The 18,149-nt window shown below is 65.4% G+C and carries 18 protein-coding genes; 12 read left to right on the top strand and 6 right to left on the bottom strand.

The window, feature by feature from the left end; translation table 11 throughout:
- Positions 1-229 precede the first annotated feature (229 nt).
- Complete coding sequence (locus GSQ76_RS30270; RefSeq protein ID WP_158747794.1) at positions 230-1,381, top strand: OpgC family protein; 1,152 nt, start codon at positions 230-232, stop codon at positions 1,379-1,381.
- Here GSQ76_RS30270 and GSQ76_RS30265 read toward each other — a convergent pair.
- On the bottom strand, positions 1,378-2,061 hold the full coding sequence (locus GSQ76_RS30265) for a TenA family protein (RefSeq protein ID WP_158747793.1): 684 nt from the start codon (positions 2,059-2,061) through the stop codon (positions 1,378-1,380). The two genes, GSQ76_RS30270 and GSQ76_RS30265, sit on opposite strands and share 4 nt — an antisense overlap.
- A gap of 131 nt (positions 2,062-2,192) precedes the next feature.
- Here GSQ76_RS30265 and GSQ76_RS30260 point away from each other — a divergent pair, with 131 nt between their 5' ends.
- The gene (locus GSQ76_RS30260; protein WP_158747792.1) at positions 2,193-2,600 is read left to right on the top strand and encodes a GFA family protein; all 408 of its coding nucleotides are present in this window, start codon (positions 2,193-2,195) and stop codon (positions 2,598-2,600) included.
- 65 nt (positions 2,601-2,665) lie between these two features.
- Here GSQ76_RS30260 and GSQ76_RS30255 read toward each other — a convergent pair whose 3' ends face one another.
- The 3 genes from GSQ76_RS30255 to GSQ76_RS30245 form a co-directional block, all read right to left on the bottom strand.
- Complete coding sequence (locus GSQ76_RS30255; RefSeq protein ID WP_158747791.1) at positions 2,666-3,076, bottom strand: hypothetical protein; 411 nt, start codon at positions 3,074-3,076, stop codon at positions 2,666-2,668.
- A 1-nt stretch (position 3,077) separates the two neighbouring features.
- Positions 3,078-3,842, bottom strand: coding sequence for a ParA family protein (locus GSQ76_RS30250; protein WP_158747790.1), 765 nt, complete (start codon positions 3,840-3,842; stop codon positions 3,078-3,080).
- Positions 3,843-4,326: 484 nt separating this feature from the next.
- Positions 4,327-5,640, bottom strand: a complete 1,314-nt coding sequence (locus tag GSQ76_RS30245; RefSeq protein ID WP_158747789.1) for an aspartate aminotransferase family protein — start codon at positions 5,638-5,640, stop codon at positions 4,327-4,329.
- Positions 5,641-5,717: 77 nt separating this feature from the next.
- Here GSQ76_RS30245 and GSQ76_RS30240 point away from each other — a divergent pair, with 77 nt between their 5' ends.
- Positions 5,718-6,449 carry a GntR family transcriptional regulator gene (locus tag GSQ76_RS30240; protein ID WP_158747788.1) on the top strand — a complete coding sequence of 244 codons (732 nt, stop codon included), beginning with the start codon at positions 5,718-5,720 and terminating at the stop codon, positions 6,447-6,449.
- Positions 6,450-6,455: 6 nt separating this feature from the next.
- On the opposite strand, the gene GSQ76_RS30235 is transcribed toward GSQ76_RS30240, so the two are convergent.
- Both GSQ76_RS30235 and GSQ76_RS30230 read right to left on the bottom strand, forming a co-directional pair.
- The gene (locus GSQ76_RS30235) at positions 6,456-7,802 is read right to left on the bottom strand and encodes an MFS transporter (RefSeq protein ID WP_158747787.1); all 1,347 of its coding nucleotides are present in this window, start codon (positions 7,800-7,802) and stop codon (positions 6,456-6,458) included.
- Positions 7,803-7,881: 79 nt separating this feature from the next.
- On the bottom strand, positions 7,882-8,835 hold the full coding sequence (locus tag GSQ76_RS30230) for a LysR family transcriptional regulator (RefSeq protein ID WP_158747786.1): 954 nt from the start codon (positions 8,833-8,835) through the stop codon (positions 7,882-7,884).
- Positions 8,836-8,953: 118 nt separating this feature from the next.
- Between GSQ76_RS30230 and GSQ76_RS30225 the strand changes: the two genes are divergently transcribed.
- The 9 genes from GSQ76_RS30225 (at position 8,954) to GSQ76_RS30185 (ending at position 18,066) form a co-directional block, all read left to right on the top strand.
- On the top strand, positions 8,954-9,958 hold the full coding sequence (locus tag GSQ76_RS30225) for a peptidyl-alpha-hydroxyglycine alpha-amidating lyase family protein (protein ID WP_158747785.1): 1,005 nt from the start codon (positions 8,954-8,956) through the stop codon (positions 9,956-9,958).
- Positions 9,959-10,047: 89 nt separating this feature from the next.
- Positions 10,048-10,932, top strand: coding sequence for a LysR substrate-binding domain-containing protein (locus GSQ76_RS30220; RefSeq protein WP_158747784.1), 885 nt, complete (start codon positions 10,048-10,050; stop codon positions 10,930-10,932).
- A 139-nt stretch (positions 10,933-11,071) separates the two neighbouring features.
- Positions 11,072-11,923 carry an ABC transporter ATP-binding protein gene (locus GSQ76_RS30215; RefSeq protein WP_158747783.1) on the top strand — a complete coding sequence of 284 codons (852 nt, stop codon included), beginning with the start codon at positions 11,072-11,074 and terminating at the stop codon, positions 11,921-11,923.
- Positions 11,904-12,749 (top strand): ABC transporter permease, encoded by an 846-nt coding sequence (locus GSQ76_RS30210; protein ID WP_158747782.1) that lies wholly within the window; start codon positions 11,904-11,906, stop codon positions 12,747-12,749. The genes GSQ76_RS30215 and GSQ76_RS30210 overlap by 20 nt, the downstream gene beginning before the upstream one ends.
- Before the next feature lie 94 nt (positions 12,750-12,843).
- Complete coding sequence (locus GSQ76_RS30205) at positions 12,844-13,857, top strand: ABC transporter substrate-binding protein (RefSeq protein WP_158747781.1); 1,014 nt, start codon at positions 12,844-12,846, stop codon at positions 13,855-13,857.
- 21 nt (positions 13,858-13,878) lie between these two features.
- Positions 13,879-15,282: a 3-isopropylmalate dehydratase large subunit gene (gene leuC / locus GSQ76_RS30200; RefSeq protein WP_158747780.1), complete on the top strand. Its 1,404-nt coding sequence runs from the start codon at positions 13,879-13,881 to the stop codon at positions 15,280-15,282.
- A 3-nt stretch (positions 15,283-15,285) separates the two neighbouring features.
- Positions 15,286-15,909: a 3-isopropylmalate dehydratase small subunit gene (gene leuD, locus GSQ76_RS30195; protein WP_158747779.1), complete on the top strand. Its 624-nt coding sequence runs from the start codon at positions 15,286-15,288 to the stop codon at positions 15,907-15,909.
- On the top strand, positions 15,906-17,027 hold the full coding sequence (gene leuB / locus GSQ76_RS30190; RefSeq protein ID WP_158747778.1) for a 3-isopropylmalate dehydrogenase: 1,122 nt from the start codon (positions 15,906-15,908) through the stop codon (positions 17,025-17,027). Before leuD ends, leuB begins: the two co-directional genes overlap by 4 nt.
- Before the next feature lie 37 nt (positions 17,028-17,064).
- Entirely contained in the window at positions 17,065-18,066 is a 1,002-nt protein-coding gene (locus GSQ76_RS30185; protein WP_158747777.1) for an ABC transporter substrate-binding protein, read from the top strand.
- The last annotated feature ends 83 nt before the right edge of the window (positions 18,067-18,149 follow it).

Here is an 18,149-nt window from a genome sequence, read left to right as displayed (position 1 = left end):
ATGGTTCTCACTACCACCTGTCGCATGATGGTTTCACAGTGTCGAGATCATCAAACCTCCTGACACCTTTCTTTACAATTGGACTGCCTGCACCAAGAACAACCGTTATTGATTCGGAACGTACTGGACATAACGGCGAGGTCTGACACTTCGTTACATCAAGCCCATGGGAGCGGCGTAAACTCTGCGGCGCTGTGTGCGTCTACCAACACAGTCGGAGAGTTCAGGTATGTCCAACGCAGCAATCATCCCTGTGCGCCCACAACGCGACCCACGGATCGATGTCATGCGCGGCCTATCGCTGCTGATGATTTTCGTGGACCACATACCCGACGACCGCCTGAACTGGCTCACCCTGCACAATTTCGGCTTCTGCGACGCCGCCGAGGTGTTCGTGCTGCTGGCAGGTTTTTCCGCCATGCTCGCCTACGGCCGCTCGTTCGAGCGGGATGGCGCGATCAGCGGCCTTCGCCGGATCGCGCTGCGCTGCGGGCGGATCTACCTATTCCAGGTTGGGTTGCTGCTCACCACGCTGCTGGTGGTTTGGAGTTGGAGCAACCACTACCATCTCACCTCCAAGATCCTGGCGCCCATTCTGGACAAACCGGTCGCCGGGCTTGCTCACGGTCTAACGCTACGCGCGCTGCCGAGCTATCTGGACATTCTGCCGCTCTACGTGGTGCTGCTCGCGGTGTTTCCGCTCGTCTATTGGGGCATTCGGCACAACATGTGGCTTGCACTCGGCGTGTCGGCCGCGATTTGGGCGACTGCCGGGCTAGACCACAGTCTAAACCTGCCAAATTGGCTGGACGATGATGGCTGGTACTTCAACCCGTTTGCCTGGCAGTTTCTGTTTGCCATCGGGGCCGTTTTATCGGTGCAAGTGACGGCGAATGGCGGCGCCTTACCCCAGCGTCGCTGGCTCGTCTGGCTCTGCGGCGCCTATCTCGCATTCTGCTTCTTCCAGGCGGCCCCGTGGCACGACTGGCATCTGCCCAACTTCCAGCTGTTTGCGATGGCGATGCCGGACAAGTCGCACCTCAACGTGCTCCGCATCGTGGATGTCCTCGCGCTATTCTACGTGCTGATGAGTTCGGCCTGGGTTCGTTCAGTCGCGAAATCGGCCTTGTTGCGGCCGGTCGATGCGTGCGGTCGCCACTCGTTGGAGGTGTTCGGCCTCGGCTGCCTTTTGGCACTCTTCGGGCGGCTGGTCTTCCGCACCGACGGGGTCAGCATGGCTACGGAATTCGGCGTCAATCTCATCGGCCTTGCGCTCATGTGCGGTGCAGGCCTGTGGCTCGATCATGGTCGCCGCCATTCGTCTGGCTCGACCGGGTTACCGCCCGTCCGCCAGTATTGGGTGCCCGCCCAGCGGCATTAAGGCATGGCGGGGGGGAGACCCGCCCGCCAGCCCATGTCCCAGAATGCTGTCTCCAGCCGCACGGCTGTGTTGAAACTGGCCTGCAAATCCGCCAACCGCATCCCGGCGCCCGATCGCGCCCCTATCCGCTCCAGGGTCGCCTCCGCGCTGCCCGCGGCCTCCTGGTACTCCGCACCGGCATACGAGGCGATCCAGGCCGCATAGGGGTTTGCCGCCCCGCCCCGACCCTGCAGCGCGCTGCCGATTTCGGCATACCCCAGGATGCAAGGCGCAAGGGCCACGTGCAGGTCCAGCAAATCCCCCGCCGTTCCCCGGTCCAGGACGAACCGAGTATACGCGACCGTCTCGACACACTCGGGCTCGGCTTCCATCTCCGGCTCGCCAATGCCCCACTCCGCGCAATAGGCGACGTGCAGCGTCATCTCCGCCAACAGCGCCGCCATGCCGGACGCGGCGGCATGCAGATCCTCCAGCCGCGTGCTCTTATACCCGGCAAGCGCATAGGCGCGGACGAAGTGGATCAGGAATAGATAATCCTGAACCAGGTAGTGGCGAAAAGCCGACTGCGGCAACGAGCCATCGCCCAAACCTCGCACGAACGGGTGATCGACGTAGTCGCGCCACAGCGACCCGGCGCCCCGCCGCAACTGGCCGAACAGGCTCGTGTCATCGTCGGTCATGGCCGATCCTCCCACTATCCCACCCATCCCTGTAACGCTTGCAGCCAGCCCGTTCCATCCCGCCCATCCGGATTGCAGCCGGCCGCCCGATGCGGGAGAGTTGACCATGACAAGGGGAAGGTGGACCGGACATGCATGTCGACGGCCAGTGCCATTGCGGCGCCATCGCCTACGAAGCGGAGGTCGAGCCGGACACGATCGCCATTTGCCATTGCCTGGACTGCCAGCGCCTGAGTGGCGCCGCCTTCCGCTCCAACGTCGCGGCGCCTGCAGCGGGCTTTCGTATCGTGAAAGGCGAACCGCGCCACTACATCAAAACGGGGGAGAGCGGCGCCAAGCGCGTCCACGCTTTCTGCGCGACGTGCGGGTCTCCGGTCTACTCCTCCGCAGTCGACAACCCGCAAGCCTATACGCTGCGGGTCGGCGCGCTCAGCCAACGCGACGCGCTTGGGCATCCGGCGCGGCAAATCTGGGTGAAGCGACGCCTGCCCTGGGTCACCACGCTCGGTTGCGTGGCAGAGATTGACGGCCAATCATAAGCACCGGCTGCCCCTGATGGCTCGCCAACTCATGCGTCCGAACGCACGAACATACTCGTCGGCTATTAGCGCCGTTTCATCTGGGCCGATTGGCGCTTCATGAAAATGCCCGCCTGAACCTCGATGTCACGGTCCCGGATGACTTCCGCGAAGCCATGCCCGGCCAGTGCCTCCAGGATGACGGACTTCATCGATGCCACGGATCGTCGCTCTGGATCATCCCTCCGCCGGGCAACCTCGGCCTGCAAGGCTCGCTTCAGTCGCCGGGGCACCTCGATCGTCAGCCCCTCCATCTGGTCACCAGGATCCTGCGGCGGCGCTATTGCGACCTCTCCCACGAACCCCGACGTCAATACCGATTCGACCCTTGGCTTCGCCCGGCGTGGCGTACTGCGCAGGTTCGGCCTCGGCGGCGCGGGAGCCTCTTCCTCCTCATCCAGGCGGCCCAATTGTGGCGGGATCAGCTTGGTCACCATCTCAGGCCACCTCACTGGCCGCAGATGCGATGGTGGCCAGGGTATCGCGAACTTCCGCATAGACGGCCGCCATATTCTTGGCAGCGCCTCCGTCCGGGTCGTCGAAGACGGGCGCCACCCGGCTGAAGCTGGCCCGCTTGAATGCCGTGCGCTCGAACACAGGAGTATTAAGGCGTGGTAACCCCGCATTCTCCAGTGCGGCCTCCACGACCTTTTCGACCTCTGGCCGGAACCCTGTCGATGCCCGGCTGATGACGATGCGGTAGGGGATCGTGCGCCGGGCGCTTTTGCCAGCCTGCAGCACATGGCGGGCGGTCGAATGGCAACTCTTCAAATCGTCATTCGACGGTTGGACAGGGATCAGAACGAGGTCGGCGTAGTGGATGGCGTGGATCATCGCCACGCTGGCCGATCCCTGCAAGTCGCAGATCACCACGTCCAACGCGTCGGCCAACCCCTGGATGACCTCCCCGATCGAGTCCTGATCGGTCTGGGGCGCCAGCACGATGGCTGCTGTGGGGACCGTTGCGGAATTGCGGTCCCACACCGCCACACTCAGGCCGGGAACATCCTCCCGCGGGTTCCAGACGTCCCTGCCCGCCTCTTTCGCCCGGTCGGCGAAAAACTCGCTGGAGTGCTGCTGGATCAAATCGGCATCGACGATGCCGACGCGATATCCGTCGAGCGCGAAGTGCACCGCCAGGTTGCGGACCAAGGTAGACTTCCCCGACCCACCCTTCTGCCCGGCAACAGTCAACACGGACACTGCATTCTCCGATCTTACGGACGGTCGAACGTTCGTACCAATGAAATCACGGACGGTCAAGCGTTTGAGGAGACCAGGGGCGGGAGCAATCGTGGGCTTGTGAATGAGGTCGATGTCGTGCTTCAGGCGTTCGTGCGTTCGTACTATCGTAGATGTAGACCCTTTATATCAGCAGTGGCATATTGCCAGTGCCTTGAGATACTTAGGCCGGTATGATCGACTGAGAAGTAAGGTTGGCATGGCCGACATCCATCCGAAAGCGCGATAGTCCAGACGCTCGTGCGTTCGGACGATCGGACGCCACGATCATTGTCGCGGCCCACAACTCGACGCGTCTGATATACATGTGACAACTCGATTGGCTGTCATTTCATACGATCGTTCAAAGGCACGAACGCATGATCAATAACACGCCGTCCACCGCGGCCTCGGGGCAGGGCAGGGGGCGCTTGCCTTGAGCAACTCCCTACCGGCCCCGCTCCCATCAATACCCAATCTGGCGCAGCAAAGCGCCCCGGCTTTGAACGAACTCACCCACCGCCGCCACGAATCGCTCCAGATCCGCTGCACCGACCGGTAGGCTCAGCGCCACCATTCCGCGCCGGGCGAGATAGATCCCCGCCTGCAACATGTCGAAGAAGAACAGCTCCCGCAGCCCGTCCTCCTCCGGCGTGGCCGCATACGGCCGCTCGATCGGGCCATTGCGAAAATGCGGCGTCGTCATCGACCCAAGGCCGGTAAAATGCATCGGCAGCCCGGCACAGGCCTCGTTCAGGGCATGGCGCAATGCCTCGCCACGCGTGAACAACGCGTCGGCCATGTCGGCGGTAAAGATCTCGCCCATCGCGACCCGGCCCGCCGCCATGGACAGCACGTTGTTATTAAACGTGCCAGCGTGGGGCAGCTTGCTGGCGAACAGATCCATGACATCCGCCCGGCCGCCGAAACCGCCGAAGCTCATGCCGCCCGCCACGTATTTGCCCAGCGTCGTCAGGTCCGGCACCACACCGACCCGGTCTTGCTGGCCGCCCGCACTCATGCGGGATGTCATCACTTCGTCCAGGATCAGCAGGGCGCCCGCCTCGGATGCGGCCGCGCGTAGCGCCTGCAGGAAATCGGGCCGGGCAGGGATGCAACCACCCCCACCGACCATCGGCTCGATGATCACTGCAGCCAGCCCGGCGGCGTGTTCCCGGATCAGCGCCAGCGCGCCATCCGTGTCGTTGTAATCGGCCAGCACGACGGGGAAGGGGACGGTCACCTGGCTGGTCCCCGCCAGGGGGAAGGTGAGCACGCCGCCATGGTAGCCGCCGCGGAAGGCCAGGATCGTGTCGCGGCCGGTAAAGGCGCGGGCGGCGGTGATGGCCATCAGATTGGCCTCGGTCCCGCTATTGGTGAAGCGCACCAGTTCGATCGATTTAAATCGGTCGCACAGGATACGGGCCAGATGCACCTCCGCCTCGCCCACCGCGGCCAGGTTCAACCCGGCCGACATCGCCTGCGCGATCGCCGCGTGGATGCGCGGCTCCGAATGGCCGAACAGCCCGGCGGTGTATTCGCCGCACAAATCCAGATAGGCATGGCCGTCGATATCCCACAGCCGGCAATCCTCCCCCCGCGCCATGGCGGTGGGGAAGGGGCCATAGGACAGCACGGACCGCGTGTTGCCGCCGGGCATGACAGCCAGGGCTTGGTCGTGAAGGGCCTGGCTTTTGGGGCGGCCTGCGACGTAGGCCGCCCGTGCCTCCGCGACCGAACTGAGGATGTCGCTATTGGACAGCGTGGCGGTGGCACTCATTCGGTTTCGCCCCTGGGTTGGCGTCCGGTATAAGACCGTAGATGCCATCTCGAAACCATAAAAAGTGTGATCACACAATGCTGGACGCGCGGACCGACCCGGCAGAGGCGGGGGAGCCGCCGGGTGGCACCCTGGACGAGCAAGCCTATCGCCGGCTGCGCACCGCCTTGGTGGAGGGCGCGTTCGCCCCGGGGGACCGGCTGTCGATCCGCCGGGTAGCGGTGGCGCTGGGGGTGAGCGCGATGCCGGTGCGCACGGCGCTGCGGCGGTTGGCGGTGGAGCAGGCGCTGGACATCCTGCCCTCCGGCACCGCAATCGTGCCGCGGCTGACCCAGCCTGCCTTCGCCGAACTCGGCGCAATCCGCGCCGAACTCGAGCCACTGGCGATGCGAATGGCCACGCCGAAGCTCACCCCAGCGTTGCTGGATGCGCTGGACCAGCGATTGGCCGAGCACATCCAAGCCCGCGAGCGTAGCGACCCGGAGGCAGTGCTGAAGGCCGATCGCAGCTTTCTGTTCATCGTTTACCAGGCCTGCGAGGCACCGATGCTGCTGCAGTTCATCGAGTCGCTGTGGCTACGGCGCGGCCCGGTGTTCTGGGAGGCACGCTGGTCGCTGCTGAGCCATGGCGGCGTGCGCCATCACCATCGGGAGATTTTGGCAGCGCTGCGCCACGGCGACGCGGCGGAAGCGGCCCTGGCGCTCCGGCAGGAGATTACCAGCGCCACGGCCTTCCTGATGACGCATCTGCAATTCGCGAACGGGCCATCGACCCCAATGGGCCTGGCCGCGCTCGCGCCGGTTCGCTAGCCCGGCCTAAGCATCCGCCGTCTCGGTGACGATGGGCGTCGCCGGGTCCACCAGCACGATCCAGGCGACGGCGCCGGCGATCAGGATCACGGCAGAGATCACGAACGGCATGGTCCATTGGTCGTTCTGCGCAAGCACCCCGAACACGAAGGGGGAAATCGCACCTGCCACGTTGGCCGCCATGTTCATGATGCCGGCCAGCGTGCCCGCATGGGCGCCGGCAACGTCGCTGGGAACGGCCCACCAGGGTCCAGTCATCAACTCCATGAAGAACAGCGACGCGGCCAGGCAGCCGACCGAGGCATAAGCGTTATCCGCCATGGCAGCCGGGATCAACGCGGCCGCCGCCAGCAAGAACGATGGCACCACCACCGCCTTGCGCGCCAGCCCAAGCCGCCCGGTGCGCTTGAAAATCGCGTCCGATAGTAGGCCGCCGCACACATCGCCCGCCATGCCGGCGAGCAGCGGCAGGCTGGCGAACACGCCCATCTGCCCCAGGGACATACCCCGATGCGACACCAGATAGGTCGGCAGCCAGGTCGTGTAGAAGAAGATGCAGTAGGTGTAGGCGGCCGACCCGATGATCAGCCCCCAACTCGTGCGCGATTGGAACAGCGCCCGCCACGGCGTGGCACTGCGCTCCGCCGCCACACTCGGCGCCCCGTCGGCGGCGGAGGCGAGTTCGCTGACAGTGATCGACGGATGGTCGGCCGGACAGTCGCGATACAGCCGCCAGAAGCCGACGGTCCAAACCAGCCCAAGCACGCCGAACACATAGAACACGCCGCGCCATCCCCAGGCGGCGCTGACCGAGACGCTGGCCAGGGGAACGATCGCCGTGGCAAACCGGCCAAACAGATGCGGCGCCCCCTGCACGAACCCGCGCTCGCTACGGCCGAACCACGGCACCAGCGCCCTGGTGCCGCCGGGGAAGGCGGCGCTCTCGAACAATCCGGTCAAGAACCGCACCGCGCAGAAGGCGAAGAACCCGCTGGCCAGCCCCGTCAGCAACGTCGCCAGCGACCACAGCGTCACGCACCCGCTGAGCGTGCGGCGGGGGCCGATGCGATCGGTGAGCCAGCCTGCGGGAATTTGCCCGATCGCCGACGCGATCACGAACGCGCTGAAGATGGCTCCCATGCTGGTCTTGTCGATCTTGAACTCGGCCGCAATCAGCGGCGCCGTCGACGAGATCACCGCCTTGTCGAGGAAGGTGATGAAGAACATCGACGAAATCAGGCCGAGCACGATCCATCGCAGTTTGTTCCTGCGAACATCGAACAGGCTCGGCAGCGCCAAAAGCGCACCGTCCAGAGGTTTTGGCGTCGCGAGGGCATGGGTCTGGGCCGGCATCCGCGATCATCTCCTCCACCGGTCGGGCTCGGGCGCCCGCCGCGGCTCTCTGGCCGTTCCGGTATCGTGACGCGTATGGTTATGCAGACAAGTCGCTTCTTTTCCGTGAGCGATGACTGGAAGTAATCGCAGCTTGGCCGTGCCGGGGCGGCGCGCCCACTTGCTCCAGCAGAAGTGCGGCCATTCGCCCGGCCGCCGGGGACATATAGCCGCCGGGCCGCCGCAGCAGGCCGAATTGGCGGCTGAGGCGCAAATCGGGGCAGTCGAGTTCGACCAATAGGGCGCCGTCGCCGTGCAAATCCCGCCGCGACAGGAATGTCAGCAAATCGGTTCGTGCCACGACGCCACGCAGCAGCGTCTTGGCGCTCACCTCCACCTGCAACGCCGGCTCCGGCAGATTGCGGCTGACGAGGGCGCGCCGCAGCCACGCGGTGGAGGCGAGCCCGGCGGCCGGCAGCATCCATTTGGCCGCCGTCAATGCCTCCGGCGTGATCCGCCGACCGGACAGCGGATGGCCGATGCGTCCGGCGACCACCAAGATGTCCTCTACGATCGGCCAGGCGGCGAATTCCGCCTTATCCGCGCCGGTCAGCGGTGCGACAGCCAGGTCCAGCGCGCCATCGCGAAGCCCTTTGCGCAGGGCGTCGCCAAGCCCGATCGTCACCGCAAACGTCAGTTCGGGTGCCGCAACGAGCAGGCGCGCGAACAGGTCTGGCAGCAGCCACTCCGCCATGGTCGGGCTGCTGCCGAGCCGGATGTGCCCGGTTTCGCCTCGTGCGGTCTGCGCGACTTCGCCCAACGCCTCCGCCACGCCGTTCGACAAGCGATAGGCGTGGGTTAGCAGCGTCTCGCCCACTGCCGTCAGTCGCACGCCGCGGCCTTCGCGATGGAACAGCTTGACGCCCAATTCCGCCTCCAACCGGGCGATGGATTTGCTGAGCGCGGGCTGGCTGCGGCCGACGCGGTCGGCCGCGAGGCGCAACTGCCCCAATTCCGCGCAGGCGGTGAAATAGCGCAGGTCGCGCACGTCCATCGCGATGACTTTCGGTTATGGCATGGTGAGGAAAAGAGATTTGCGTTCATGCACTCGCCAGTCAACAGTCGTCGCAACCCTGGGGCTGCCCCCGGGGATGAAGCAGGCGGGGAATGCCATGGACGGACCAGACAACCTGGCGGGACTGGAACTGGGCCAGGGCGATTGGCGCTTCACCCCCGCCCCGGCCTGGGGCACCGCACTGCCTGCCGAGATCCAGTTGGGCGACGTGGCCGCGATCGCGGTGGACCGGAACGACCGCGTATTCCTGTTCAACCGCGGCAGCCACCCGATGGTGATCCTGGACCGGCACGGCACGTTCCTGGACGCCTGGGGCACGGGCGTCTTCAAAAACCCGCATGGCCTGCATATCGGCCCGGACGACGCGCTGTATTGCACCGACGACGGCGACCACACCGTCCGTAAATGCACCATGCAAGGCCAGATACTTCTGCAACTCGGCACGCCCGCCACACCGGCCCCGGCAATGAGCGGCCAGCCTTTCTGCCGCTGCTGCCACACGGCGCTGTCGCCGGAGGGCGATATCTACGTGGCCGACGGCTACGGCAACGCGCGCATCCACGTCTACGCGCCGGATGGACGGCCGCTGTTCGGGTGGGGCCAACCGGGCACGGAGCCGGGGCAATTCAACCTGCCGCACAATATCTGTTGCGACGATGATGGCTGGATCTATGTCGCCGACCGGGAGAACCACCGCATCCAGGTGTTCGACCGGAAGGGCCGGTACGAGACCCAACTGAACAATCTGCACCGCCCCAGCGCGCTTATGCTGTTCGGCCGCACCTGCCCGGTCTGCATCGTGGGCGAAGTGGGGCCGTATATGAACGTAAACCGGCGCACCCCTAATCTGGGCCCGCGAATCAGCATCATGGCGCATGACGGCACTCTGCTGTCCCGCATCGGCGTTACCCCGGCGGCGGGGCAGGGGCCGGGGCAATTCTACTCGCCCCACGGGATCGCGATGGATAGCCAGGGTGACCTCTATGTCGGCGAAGTCAGCTCCCGCGCGTGGCCGTCCCTGTTTCCCGATACGCCGCCGCCCAATCCTCTGCGCCGGATGCAGAAGCTGCTGCGGGTGCGGGCCACGCCGGGCGCGGTGTGATGCCCGGCGCCGAGCCTTGCTCGCGCTTGCCCCAGGGGGCATTCTAGCGGCCAACAAGGGCAACAAGCGCGGCGGGAATGGCAGGGCCAATGCGGCACGATCTGCTGACACTCAGGCTATTCGTCGCGACCTGTGAAGAACAAAGCATCGCCAAGGCGGCGGAGCGGGAGAACATTGCCGCCTCCGCCGTCAGCAAGCGCCTGTCCGACCTGGAGGCGGTGGTCAACAACACGCTGATCTACCGTCGCAGCACCGGGCTGGAACTGACCGCCGCCGGACAGGCACTGCTGCGCCACGCAAGGGAAATCCTGCGCGACCTGGCGCAGATGGAGAACGAGATGACCTCGTTCACCAACGGCGCCGCCGGGAATGTGCGGATGTACGCCAATTCGTGGGCGACCGCGCTGTACCTCCCGCACGACCTCGCGCGCTTCATGGCCAAACATCCCGACATCCGTATCGACCTGGAGCAGGAGGTGAGCCCGGTCGCCATCCGCGCCCTGAACGAGAACAAGGCCGACCTCGCCATCATGGGGGGCGATTACCTGGTCCCTCAATACGTGACGCTGCCCTACCGGGCGGAGGAGTGGACCGCTATTACCCCGCTTGATCATCCGCTGGCATCGCGCACCAGCATCAAGCTTGCGGACATGCTGCCGCATGATTTCGTGGGCGTGACCCAGGGCAGCGCCATCGACACGCTGGTGATGCGCGAGGCAGCCCGCATCGGCAAGGTCGTGCGGCTGCGCATCCGCGTCACCGGGTTCGAGGCCGTGGGCGCCATGGTGGAGGCAGGGCTGGGCGTGAGCATCGTTCCCGGTAGTTGGGTCGAGCGATATGCGACCAGCATCCGTGTCGCCCGTATGCGGCTGGAGGAAGTATGGGCGCTACGCCGCCTGGTGATCTGCGTCCGCACGCTGGAGGACCTGACCCCGGCGGCGCGGCTTCTGGTGGATCATCTGCGGTCCGGCTAGCGCCAGCACACCACGAGCCGCAGCGTGGATGACGAGCGCGGCATTCCGATCCACGATTTGTGTTGCGACGCCTGCGTTGCCTACTGTCGAGCGATAAAATCAATGCTCGTCGGTAATGGTCGGGTAGGAGGGACAATCCATGTCAGAATCGGCGGTGGATGTGCGGACGCCAGCGACGCCCAGGGCTCAACCCGGCGAAGCGCTGCGATTCGACCGCGTGACCTGCTCGTTCCGGAGCAATTCGGGGGCAGGGCTCTACACTGCGGTGCGCGATGCCAGCCTGTCGGTCGACACCGGTGAATTCGTGTCCGTCGTCGGGCCGACGGGGTGCGGCAAATCGACGCTGCTGAACGTGGCCGCCGGCCTGCTGCGCCCGACCAGTGGCACCATCACTGCCTTCGGATCGTCCTTCGCCGGCCTGAACCGTGACGCAGCCTATTTGTTCCAAGGCGAGTCGCTGATGCCGTGGGGGCGCGCCATCGACAACATCGCGGTCGGCCTACGCTTCCACGGCAAGAGCCGGGCAGAGGCGCTGGAGATTGCCCAGGACTGGTTGGATCGCGTTGGCCTGCATTCTCACGGTGCGCTGTTCCCGCACCAGATGTCCGGCGGCATGCGCAAGCGCGTGGCCATCGCGCAGGCCTTGGCCTTGAACCCGCCGATCATTCTCATGGACGAACCATTCAGCGCGCTGGACATCCAGACCCGGCAGATGATGGAAACCGAACTGCTCGACCTATGGTCGCAGGATCGCAAATCCGTGCTGTTCATCACCCACGACCTGGAGGAGGCAATTTCGCTCTCCGACCGGGTGGTGGTGCTGTCCGCCGGGCCGGGAACGCACCCCATCGCCGAATTCACCATTGACCTGCCCCGCCCGCGCGAAGTTGCCGACATCCGGCTCAGCCCGGATTTCCTGCGGCTACACACCGCGATCTGGGGCGTGCTGAAAGAGGAGGTCCTAAAGGGCTATGCTCAAGGCAAGCGATGAGATCCTGGCCGTCCCGCCGACGGTCATTCCGGTAGAGCCGTCCCGCGCCATCGACTGGATTCCGGCGCAACGTGTCGTCCTGCTCGTCGCGCTGTTGCTGCTATGGTGGGGTCTGGTGCGGCTGGGTGTGCTGGACCCGTTCTTCTTTGGCGACCCGGTGCGCGTGGCGGTCGTCGTATGGAACTGGTGTACCTCCGGCACGATCCTGGTTCACCTCGGCTACACCCTGTCGGAAACACTGCTGGCCTTCGCCCTGGGAACGGTGCTGGGGATCGGCGCCGGCCTGGTGCTGGGGCTGAAGCCAAAGGCCGCGCGTTTGTTCGACCCGTTCATCAAGGCGGCCAACGCCACACCGCGCGTCGTGCTGGCGCCGATCTTCGCGCTGTGGTTTGGCCTTGGGATTTGGTCGAAGGTCGCACTGGGCACGACGCTGGTGTTCTTCGTCGTGTTCTTCAACGTCTTCCAGGGCGTGCGCGAGGTCAGCCCGATCGTGCTGGACAACATCCGCATGCTGGGTGCGTCCCGCCGGGATCTATTGCGCTACGTGTATTTCCCATCCGCCACCAGCTGGGTGTTTTCCAGCCTGCACAACGCAATCGGCATGGCCTTCGTCGGCGCCGTCATCGGCGAGTATCTCGGCTCGGTCAAAGGTGTCGGCTTCCTAATCCTGCAGGCGGAGGGTTCGTTCAACGTCGATGCAGTCTTCGCTGGGATCGTGATCCTGACGATATGCGCCCTCGTGCTCGACCTGGGCGTCAGTTGGATCGAGCGGCGATTGCTGGTTTGGCGGCCGACGCACGGCCAGGCGGATCGAGAGGCAACGTGATGAACCACGATGCGACCGAAGATGGGGGTCTGATACCGTTTTGCACCATAAGAACACAGCGCCACCCAAGGCGCGCACAGAAGGGGACGTCATCATGAGGTTTCGCCATATTGTCGGCGCCGTGCTTGCGTGTGCATCCGTTGCGGCAGCCCGTCCGGCCGCAAGCCAGCCGGCACCGAAGCTGATCCCCGTGCAGATCGGTGCGGCAGCAGCGTCCGCCAGCTACATCGCGCCCTACGTCGCCATCAGCAAAGGCTATTTCCGCGACGCCGGGCTGGATGTGAGCGTCGCGAATTTCCAGGGCGGCGCCAAGGCGATCGAGGGGCTGATGGGCGGCAGCATCGACGCCGTCTCGGGCTCGTATTCCTACAGCATCCTGCTCGCCGCCAAGGGCCGCAAGATCAAGGCGTTCGTGAACTTCCTCCGCTGCCCGGCCTTCGTCGTCGCGGTCGGTAAGGGCAAGTCCGCCACCACGATGAAGGATCTGAAGGGCATGCGGCTCGGCATCACCTCCCCGGGGTCGTCCACGCAGCAGGCGCTGAACTATCTGTTCGTGAAGGCCGGGCTGACGACGGACGATTATACGCCGGTCGCCATCGGTAATACCGCAGGCGCCGTGGCCGCCGTCCGCTATGGCAAGGTCGACGGCCTGCTGCTGGTCGACCCCATTATCTCGATCCTTCAGGACGCCGGCGACATCAAGCTGATCGAGGATATGCGCACGCAACAGGGGAGCATCGCGGGCTTTGGTGGATCCTATACCGAGGGCAGCCTGCTCGCCACCGATGCCTGGATCACCGCCCACCCGGCCGTGGTGCAGGGCCTCACCGACGGCATCGTTCGCGCCGATCGCTGGATTCAGTCTGCCACGCCCGAGGAGGTGACGGCCGCGCTGCCGGCCGAGATCGTCGGCGACGACAAGGCCCTGTTTGCCCGAAGCATCACCAACATGAAGACGTGCTTCTCGCCGGATGGCGCATTCCCCGCCGACGGGGCCAAGCAGGTGATGGACATCCTGGCGACGTCCGACCCAACGCTGCGCGCGGCCAACATCAACCTCGCGGACACCTACACGAACCAGTTCGTGCAGCACGCCCCGGCGAAATAGGCCTGCATGGAGGATCACCCTATGGCCCCGAAAACCATGTTCGCGAAGATTTGGGACGAGCACGTCATCGACGATTTCGGCGATGGCGTCTGCCTGTTGCACATCGATCGTCACTTGCTGCACGACCTCAACGGCTCCCGCGGCTTGCTGGAACTGAAGCGGCGCGGCATTCCTGTGCACAACCCGGAACTCACCTTCGCCACCCCCGATCACGGTGTGTCGTCGGCGCCGGGCCGCGTCGGCATGAATGCCAACGGCACCGAGCTGCTGGAATCGCTGCGGCGGGAGACGACCGACGCCGGCATCCGAATCTTCGACCTCAACCAGCCCGGCCAAGGCATCGTCCACGTCATCGGGCCCGAACTGGGGTTGAGCCTACCCGGTGCGCTCATCGCCTGTGGTGACAGCCACACCTGCACCCATGGCGGCATCGGCGCGCTGGCTTTCGGCATCGGCACGTCGGAAATGGGCCATGTGCTGGCAACGCAAAGCCTGGTGCAGCGCCGGCCAAAGACCATGCGCGTGACCTTCAATGGCAAGCCCGCCCCGCATGTCCTGCCGAAGGACCTCATCCTGCATTTGATCGGCCAAATCGGCGCCGCTGGCGGCACCGGCTACGCGATCGAATACGCCGGCGAGGCCATTCGCGCCATGGGGGTCGAGGGCCGCTTGACCGTGTGCAACCTGTCGATCGAGCTCGGGGCCAAGATCGGCTTCGTCGCCCCGGACCAGACCACGTTCGACTACGTCGCCGGCCGCCGCTTTGCGCCCAGTGGCCCGCTATGGGACGCCGCCCTGGCCCATTGGCGCACCTTGCCCAGCGACCCCGACGCCGTGTTCGATCAGGAAGTGGTGGTCGATGCCGCCGCGGTGGCGCCGCAAATCACCTGGGGAACCAGCCCGGAGCAGGTCTTGGGCGTGGACGGCATGATCCCCGATCCGGCGGCCGAGCCCGACCCGAGCCGTCGCAGCGCCATGCAGGCGGCCCTCGATTATATGGGCCTGGCTGCGGGCACCGCGATCGCTGGCACCCCGATCGACTGGGTGTTCATCGGCTCGTGCACCAATAGCCGCCTGTCCGACCTGCGGGATGCCGCCCGGGCCGTTGGTGGCCGCACCGTGGCGGCCGGGGTGAATGCCTGGGTGGTGCCCGGCTCGGAAACCGTCCGGCGCGATGCCGAGCGGGAGGGCCTGGACCGCATCTTCACCGACGCCGGGTTCCAGTGGCGGGAGGCCGGGTGTTCGATGTGCCTCGCCGCCAATGGCGAGACGGTGCCACCGGGCCAACGCTCGGTCTCCACCTCCAACCGCAACTTCGTCGGCAGGCAAGGGCCGCAGGCGCGCACGCATCTGGCCAGCCCGACTACGGCGGTGGCAGCCGCGCTGACGGGTCGCATTTCCGATATTCGCCAGTTGGGGAGGTAGACTGTGCAAAGCTTCACGATCCTGACCAGCGTGGCGGCCCCGCTGCTGCGCAACAACATCGATACCGACACCATCATCGCCATCCACCGCCAGGTCGGCACCAATATTCGCGGCAAATTGGGCCAATGGTGCCTCGGCTCCCTGCGCTACCGGCCGGATGGCACGGAAGACCCGGATTTCGTGCTGAACCGCGCCCCATTTCGCGGTGCCAGCATCGTGCTGGCGGGGCAAAACTTCGGCTGCGGCTCGTCGCGCGAGGGGGCCGTCTGGGCGCTGCAGGAATATGGAGTCAGCTGCGTTATCGCCCCCAGTTTCGGCGACATCTTTTTCAACAACTGCTTCCAGAACGGCTTGCTGCCGGTGGTGCTGCCGGAGCCGACTGTCATCGCGCTCGCCGCGGAGGCACAGACCGGCGCGGCTGTCACGATCGACCTGGTGGACACCGTCGTCGTAGCGCCCAGCGGCCAGCGCTATCCCTTCACCGTCGAAGCCCGGCGTCGCACCGCCCTGCTAAAGGGTCTGGACGAAATCGGCACCACTCTGGCCGAGGCCGGCCGGATCACATCCTTCCAAACCCGGGACGCCGCAGCCCGGCCCTGGATCTATCACATCGGAGAAGCATCATGAGCGCTGGGTCCAACCAAATGAATGTCGCCGTCATCGGCGGTGAGGGCATCGGGCCGGAGGTCACCACCCAGGCCCGGCGCGTGCTGTCCTGGTTCATCGCCAAGCGCAGCCTGCCGGTGGATCTGACGGAAGCGGCCTACGGGCTGGAGGCATATCGCGCCACCGGCGAGGTACTGCCGCCGGAGAGCCGCAAGGTCATCGACGCCGCGGACGCCATCCTGTTCGGCGCCACCGGCGGCGCGGAAACGAAGGAGGTGCCTATCGAGGCACGCAAGAAGAACACCCTGTTGAAGATCCGCAAGAGCCTGGATCTGTTCGCCAATGTGCGCCCCATCGTCACGCAACCTGGCCTGTACGAGGCCGCCCCGCTGAAGGCCCGCGTGCTGGAAGGCGTCGATTTCGTCATCGTGCGCGAATTGTCCAGCGGCATCTATTTCGGCGAGCCCCGCGGCATCGAAACCCTGCCGGATGGCAGCCGCCGCGGCTTCAACACCACCAGCTACACGACAGCGGAAATTCGCCGGGTCGCCCGCTTCGCCTTCGAATTGGCCCGCACGAGGCGTGGCAAGCTGTGCTCGGTCGACAAGGCGAACGTGATGGAAACCGGCGTGTTGTGGCGGGAAGAAGTGGTCGCCATGCACGCCGCCGAATTCCCCGAGATCGAACTGACGCACATGCATGTCGACAACGCCGCAATGCAGGTGGTGTATCGCCCCTCGCAGTTCGACGTGATGCTGACGGACAATATTTTCGGCGACATTTTGTCCGACGCCGCCGCAGTGGCCGCCGGCTCGCTGGGCATGTTGCCGTCCGCCTCGCTGGGCCCGGTGGATGCGACGGGGCGGCGCCAGGCGATCTACGAGCCGGTGCATGGTAGCGCGCCGGACATTGCGGGCATGGGCATCGCCAACCCGATCGGTTCGATCCTCAGCGTCGCGATGCTACTGCGCATGACGCTCGGGCAGCCGGAAGACGCCACGCTGCTGGAACGCGCGGTCAGCGACGCTTTGGCCGGCGGCGCCCGCACCGCCGATATCGTCGAACCCGGCGCCAAGCCGATGTCGACGAGCGGCATGGGCGACGCAATTCTGGATGCACTCGAGCGCCTGGCGCACTAGCCGCAGCCGGCACACACCAATAGGGGAGGATACAAGAATGGTCCGCACTACCGGAATGCTCGTGGCGGCAATGGCAGCGTTGGCGGCCTTGCCGGCCAGCGCCGCTGGTCTGACGACGGTGCAGATCGCATCGGCGTCTGCATCCGTCAGCTACATCTCGCCATATATCGCTTTGGCAAAGGGCTACTACAAAGACGCCGGCCTCGACGTGTCCATCGCCAACTTCCAAAGCGGCAGCAAGGCGGTCGAGGCAATGATGGGCGGCAGCGTGGATGCGATTGCCGGCGCCTACTCCAATGGCATCCTGATGGCGGCGAAGGGCCAGAAGGTCGAGACATTCGTCAACTTCCTCCGTTGCCCGGGCTATGTTCTAGCCGTGGGCAAGGGGCATGACGCCGTGAAGGGCGTCGCCGACCTGAAGGGCATGACGATCGGTGTGACAGCACCCGGCTCATCGACGCATCAGGCGCTCAGCTATCTATTCGTCAAGGCCGGCTTGAAGGGCGACGATTTCATCCCGGTCGGCATCGGCAACACCGCGGGCGCCGTGGCCGCGGTGCAGTATGGCAAGGTCGACGCAATGCTGGGCGTGGACCCGACCGTCACCATCCTGGAACGGGCCGGCAACGCGCGCACCATCGTCGATCTGCGCAGCGTCGACAGCAGCCGGGCAGCCGTAGGCGGGGCCTATCCCGAGGGCAGCCTGCTCGCCCGCACCGACTACGTCACCAAGCACCCCGCGGTGATCCAGGGGCTCACCGATGCCGTGGTGCGTGCCAACCAGTGGATCGCCAAGTCGACCCCGGCGGAGATCGTCGCTGCCCTGCCGCCGGAGATCGTCGGCACCGATACCGCGCTGTTTGCCGACAACATCGCGAAGATGAAGACCTGCTACTCCCCGGATGGCGTGCTGCCGGTGGATGGGCCGAAGACCGTGCTGGAGATCCTCAAGACCTCCGACCCGACCCTCGGCAGCAACCCGATCGACCTGGCGGCGACCTTTACCAACGCATTTACCGACAAGTCGCCGAAAGGCTGATTTCGCCGTCCGTAGGCCGCTCGGGTAACAGACCCGGGCGGCCTACGGAGGGCAGTTACCTCGCCAAATGGCCGTGGCCTTAA

It is taken from the genome of Acidisphaera sp. L21 (assembly GCF_009765685.1).
Classification (GTDB): domain Bacteria; phylum Pseudomonadota; class Alphaproteobacteria; order Acetobacterales; family Acetobacteraceae; genus LMUY01.
The sequence above is the reverse complement of the archived record's forward strand: the minus strand, read 5'-3'. Positions and strand labels throughout refer to the sequence as shown.

Coding starts and splice junctions, on each gene's coding strand:
- GSQ76_RS30215 (WP_158747783.1), top strand. CDS start 11,072: ATGTCAGAATCGGCGGTGGATGTGCGGACGCCAGCGACGCCCAGGGCT.
- GSQ76_RS30185 (WP_158747777.1), top strand. CDS start 17,065: ATGGTCCGCACTACCGGAATGCTCGTGGCGGCAATGGCAGCGTTGGCG.
- GSQ76_RS30235 (WP_158747787.1), bottom strand. CDS start 7,802: ATGCCGGCCCAGACCCATGCCCTCGCGACGCCAAAACCTCTGGACGGT.
- GSQ76_RS30240 (WP_158747788.1), top strand. CDS start 5,718: ATGCTGGACGCGCGGACCGACCCGGCAGAGGCGGGGGAGCCGCCGGGT.
- GSQ76_RS30205 (WP_158747781.1), top strand. CDS start 12,844: ATGAGGTTTCGCCATATTGTCGGCGCCGTGCTTGCGTGTGCATCCGTT.
- GSQ76_RS30210 (WP_158747782.1), top strand. CDS start 11,904: ATGCTCAAGGCAAGCGATGAGATCCTGGCCGTCCCGCCGACGGTCATT.
- leuC (WP_158747780.1), top strand. CDS start 13,879: ATGGCCCCGAAAACCATGTTCGCGAAGATTTGGGACGAGCACGTCATC.
- GSQ76_RS30225 (WP_158747785.1), top strand. CDS start 8,954: ATGGACGGACCAGACAACCTGGCGGGACTGGAACTGGGCCAGGGCGAT.
- leuB (WP_158747778.1), top strand. CDS start 15,906: ATGAGCGCTGGGTCCAACCAAATGAATGTCGCCGTCATCGGCGGTGAG.
- GSQ76_RS30230 (WP_158747786.1), bottom strand. CDS start 8,835: ATGGACGTGCGCGACCTGCGCTATTTCACCGCCTGCGCGGAATTGGGG.
- GSQ76_RS30255 (WP_158747791.1), bottom strand. CDS start 3,076: ATGGTGACCAAGCTGATCCCGCCACAATTGGGCCGCCTGGATGAGGAG.
- GSQ76_RS30265 (WP_158747793.1), bottom strand. CDS start 2,061: ATGACCGACGATGACACGAGCCTGTTCGGCCAGTTGCGGCGGGGCGCC.
- GSQ76_RS30260 (WP_158747792.1), top strand. CDS start 2,193: ATGCATGTCGACGGCCAGTGCCATTGCGGCGCCATCGCCTACGAAGCG.
- GSQ76_RS30245 (WP_158747789.1), bottom strand. CDS start 5,640: ATGAGTGCCACCGCCACGCTGTCCAATAGCGACATCCTCAGTTCGGTC.
- GSQ76_RS30270 (WP_158747794.1), top strand. CDS start 230: ATGTCCAACGCAGCAATCATCCCTGTGCGCCCACAACGCGACCCACGG.
- GSQ76_RS30220 (WP_158747784.1), top strand. CDS start 10,048: ATGCGGCACGATCTGCTGACACTCAGGCTATTCGTCGCGACCTGTGAA.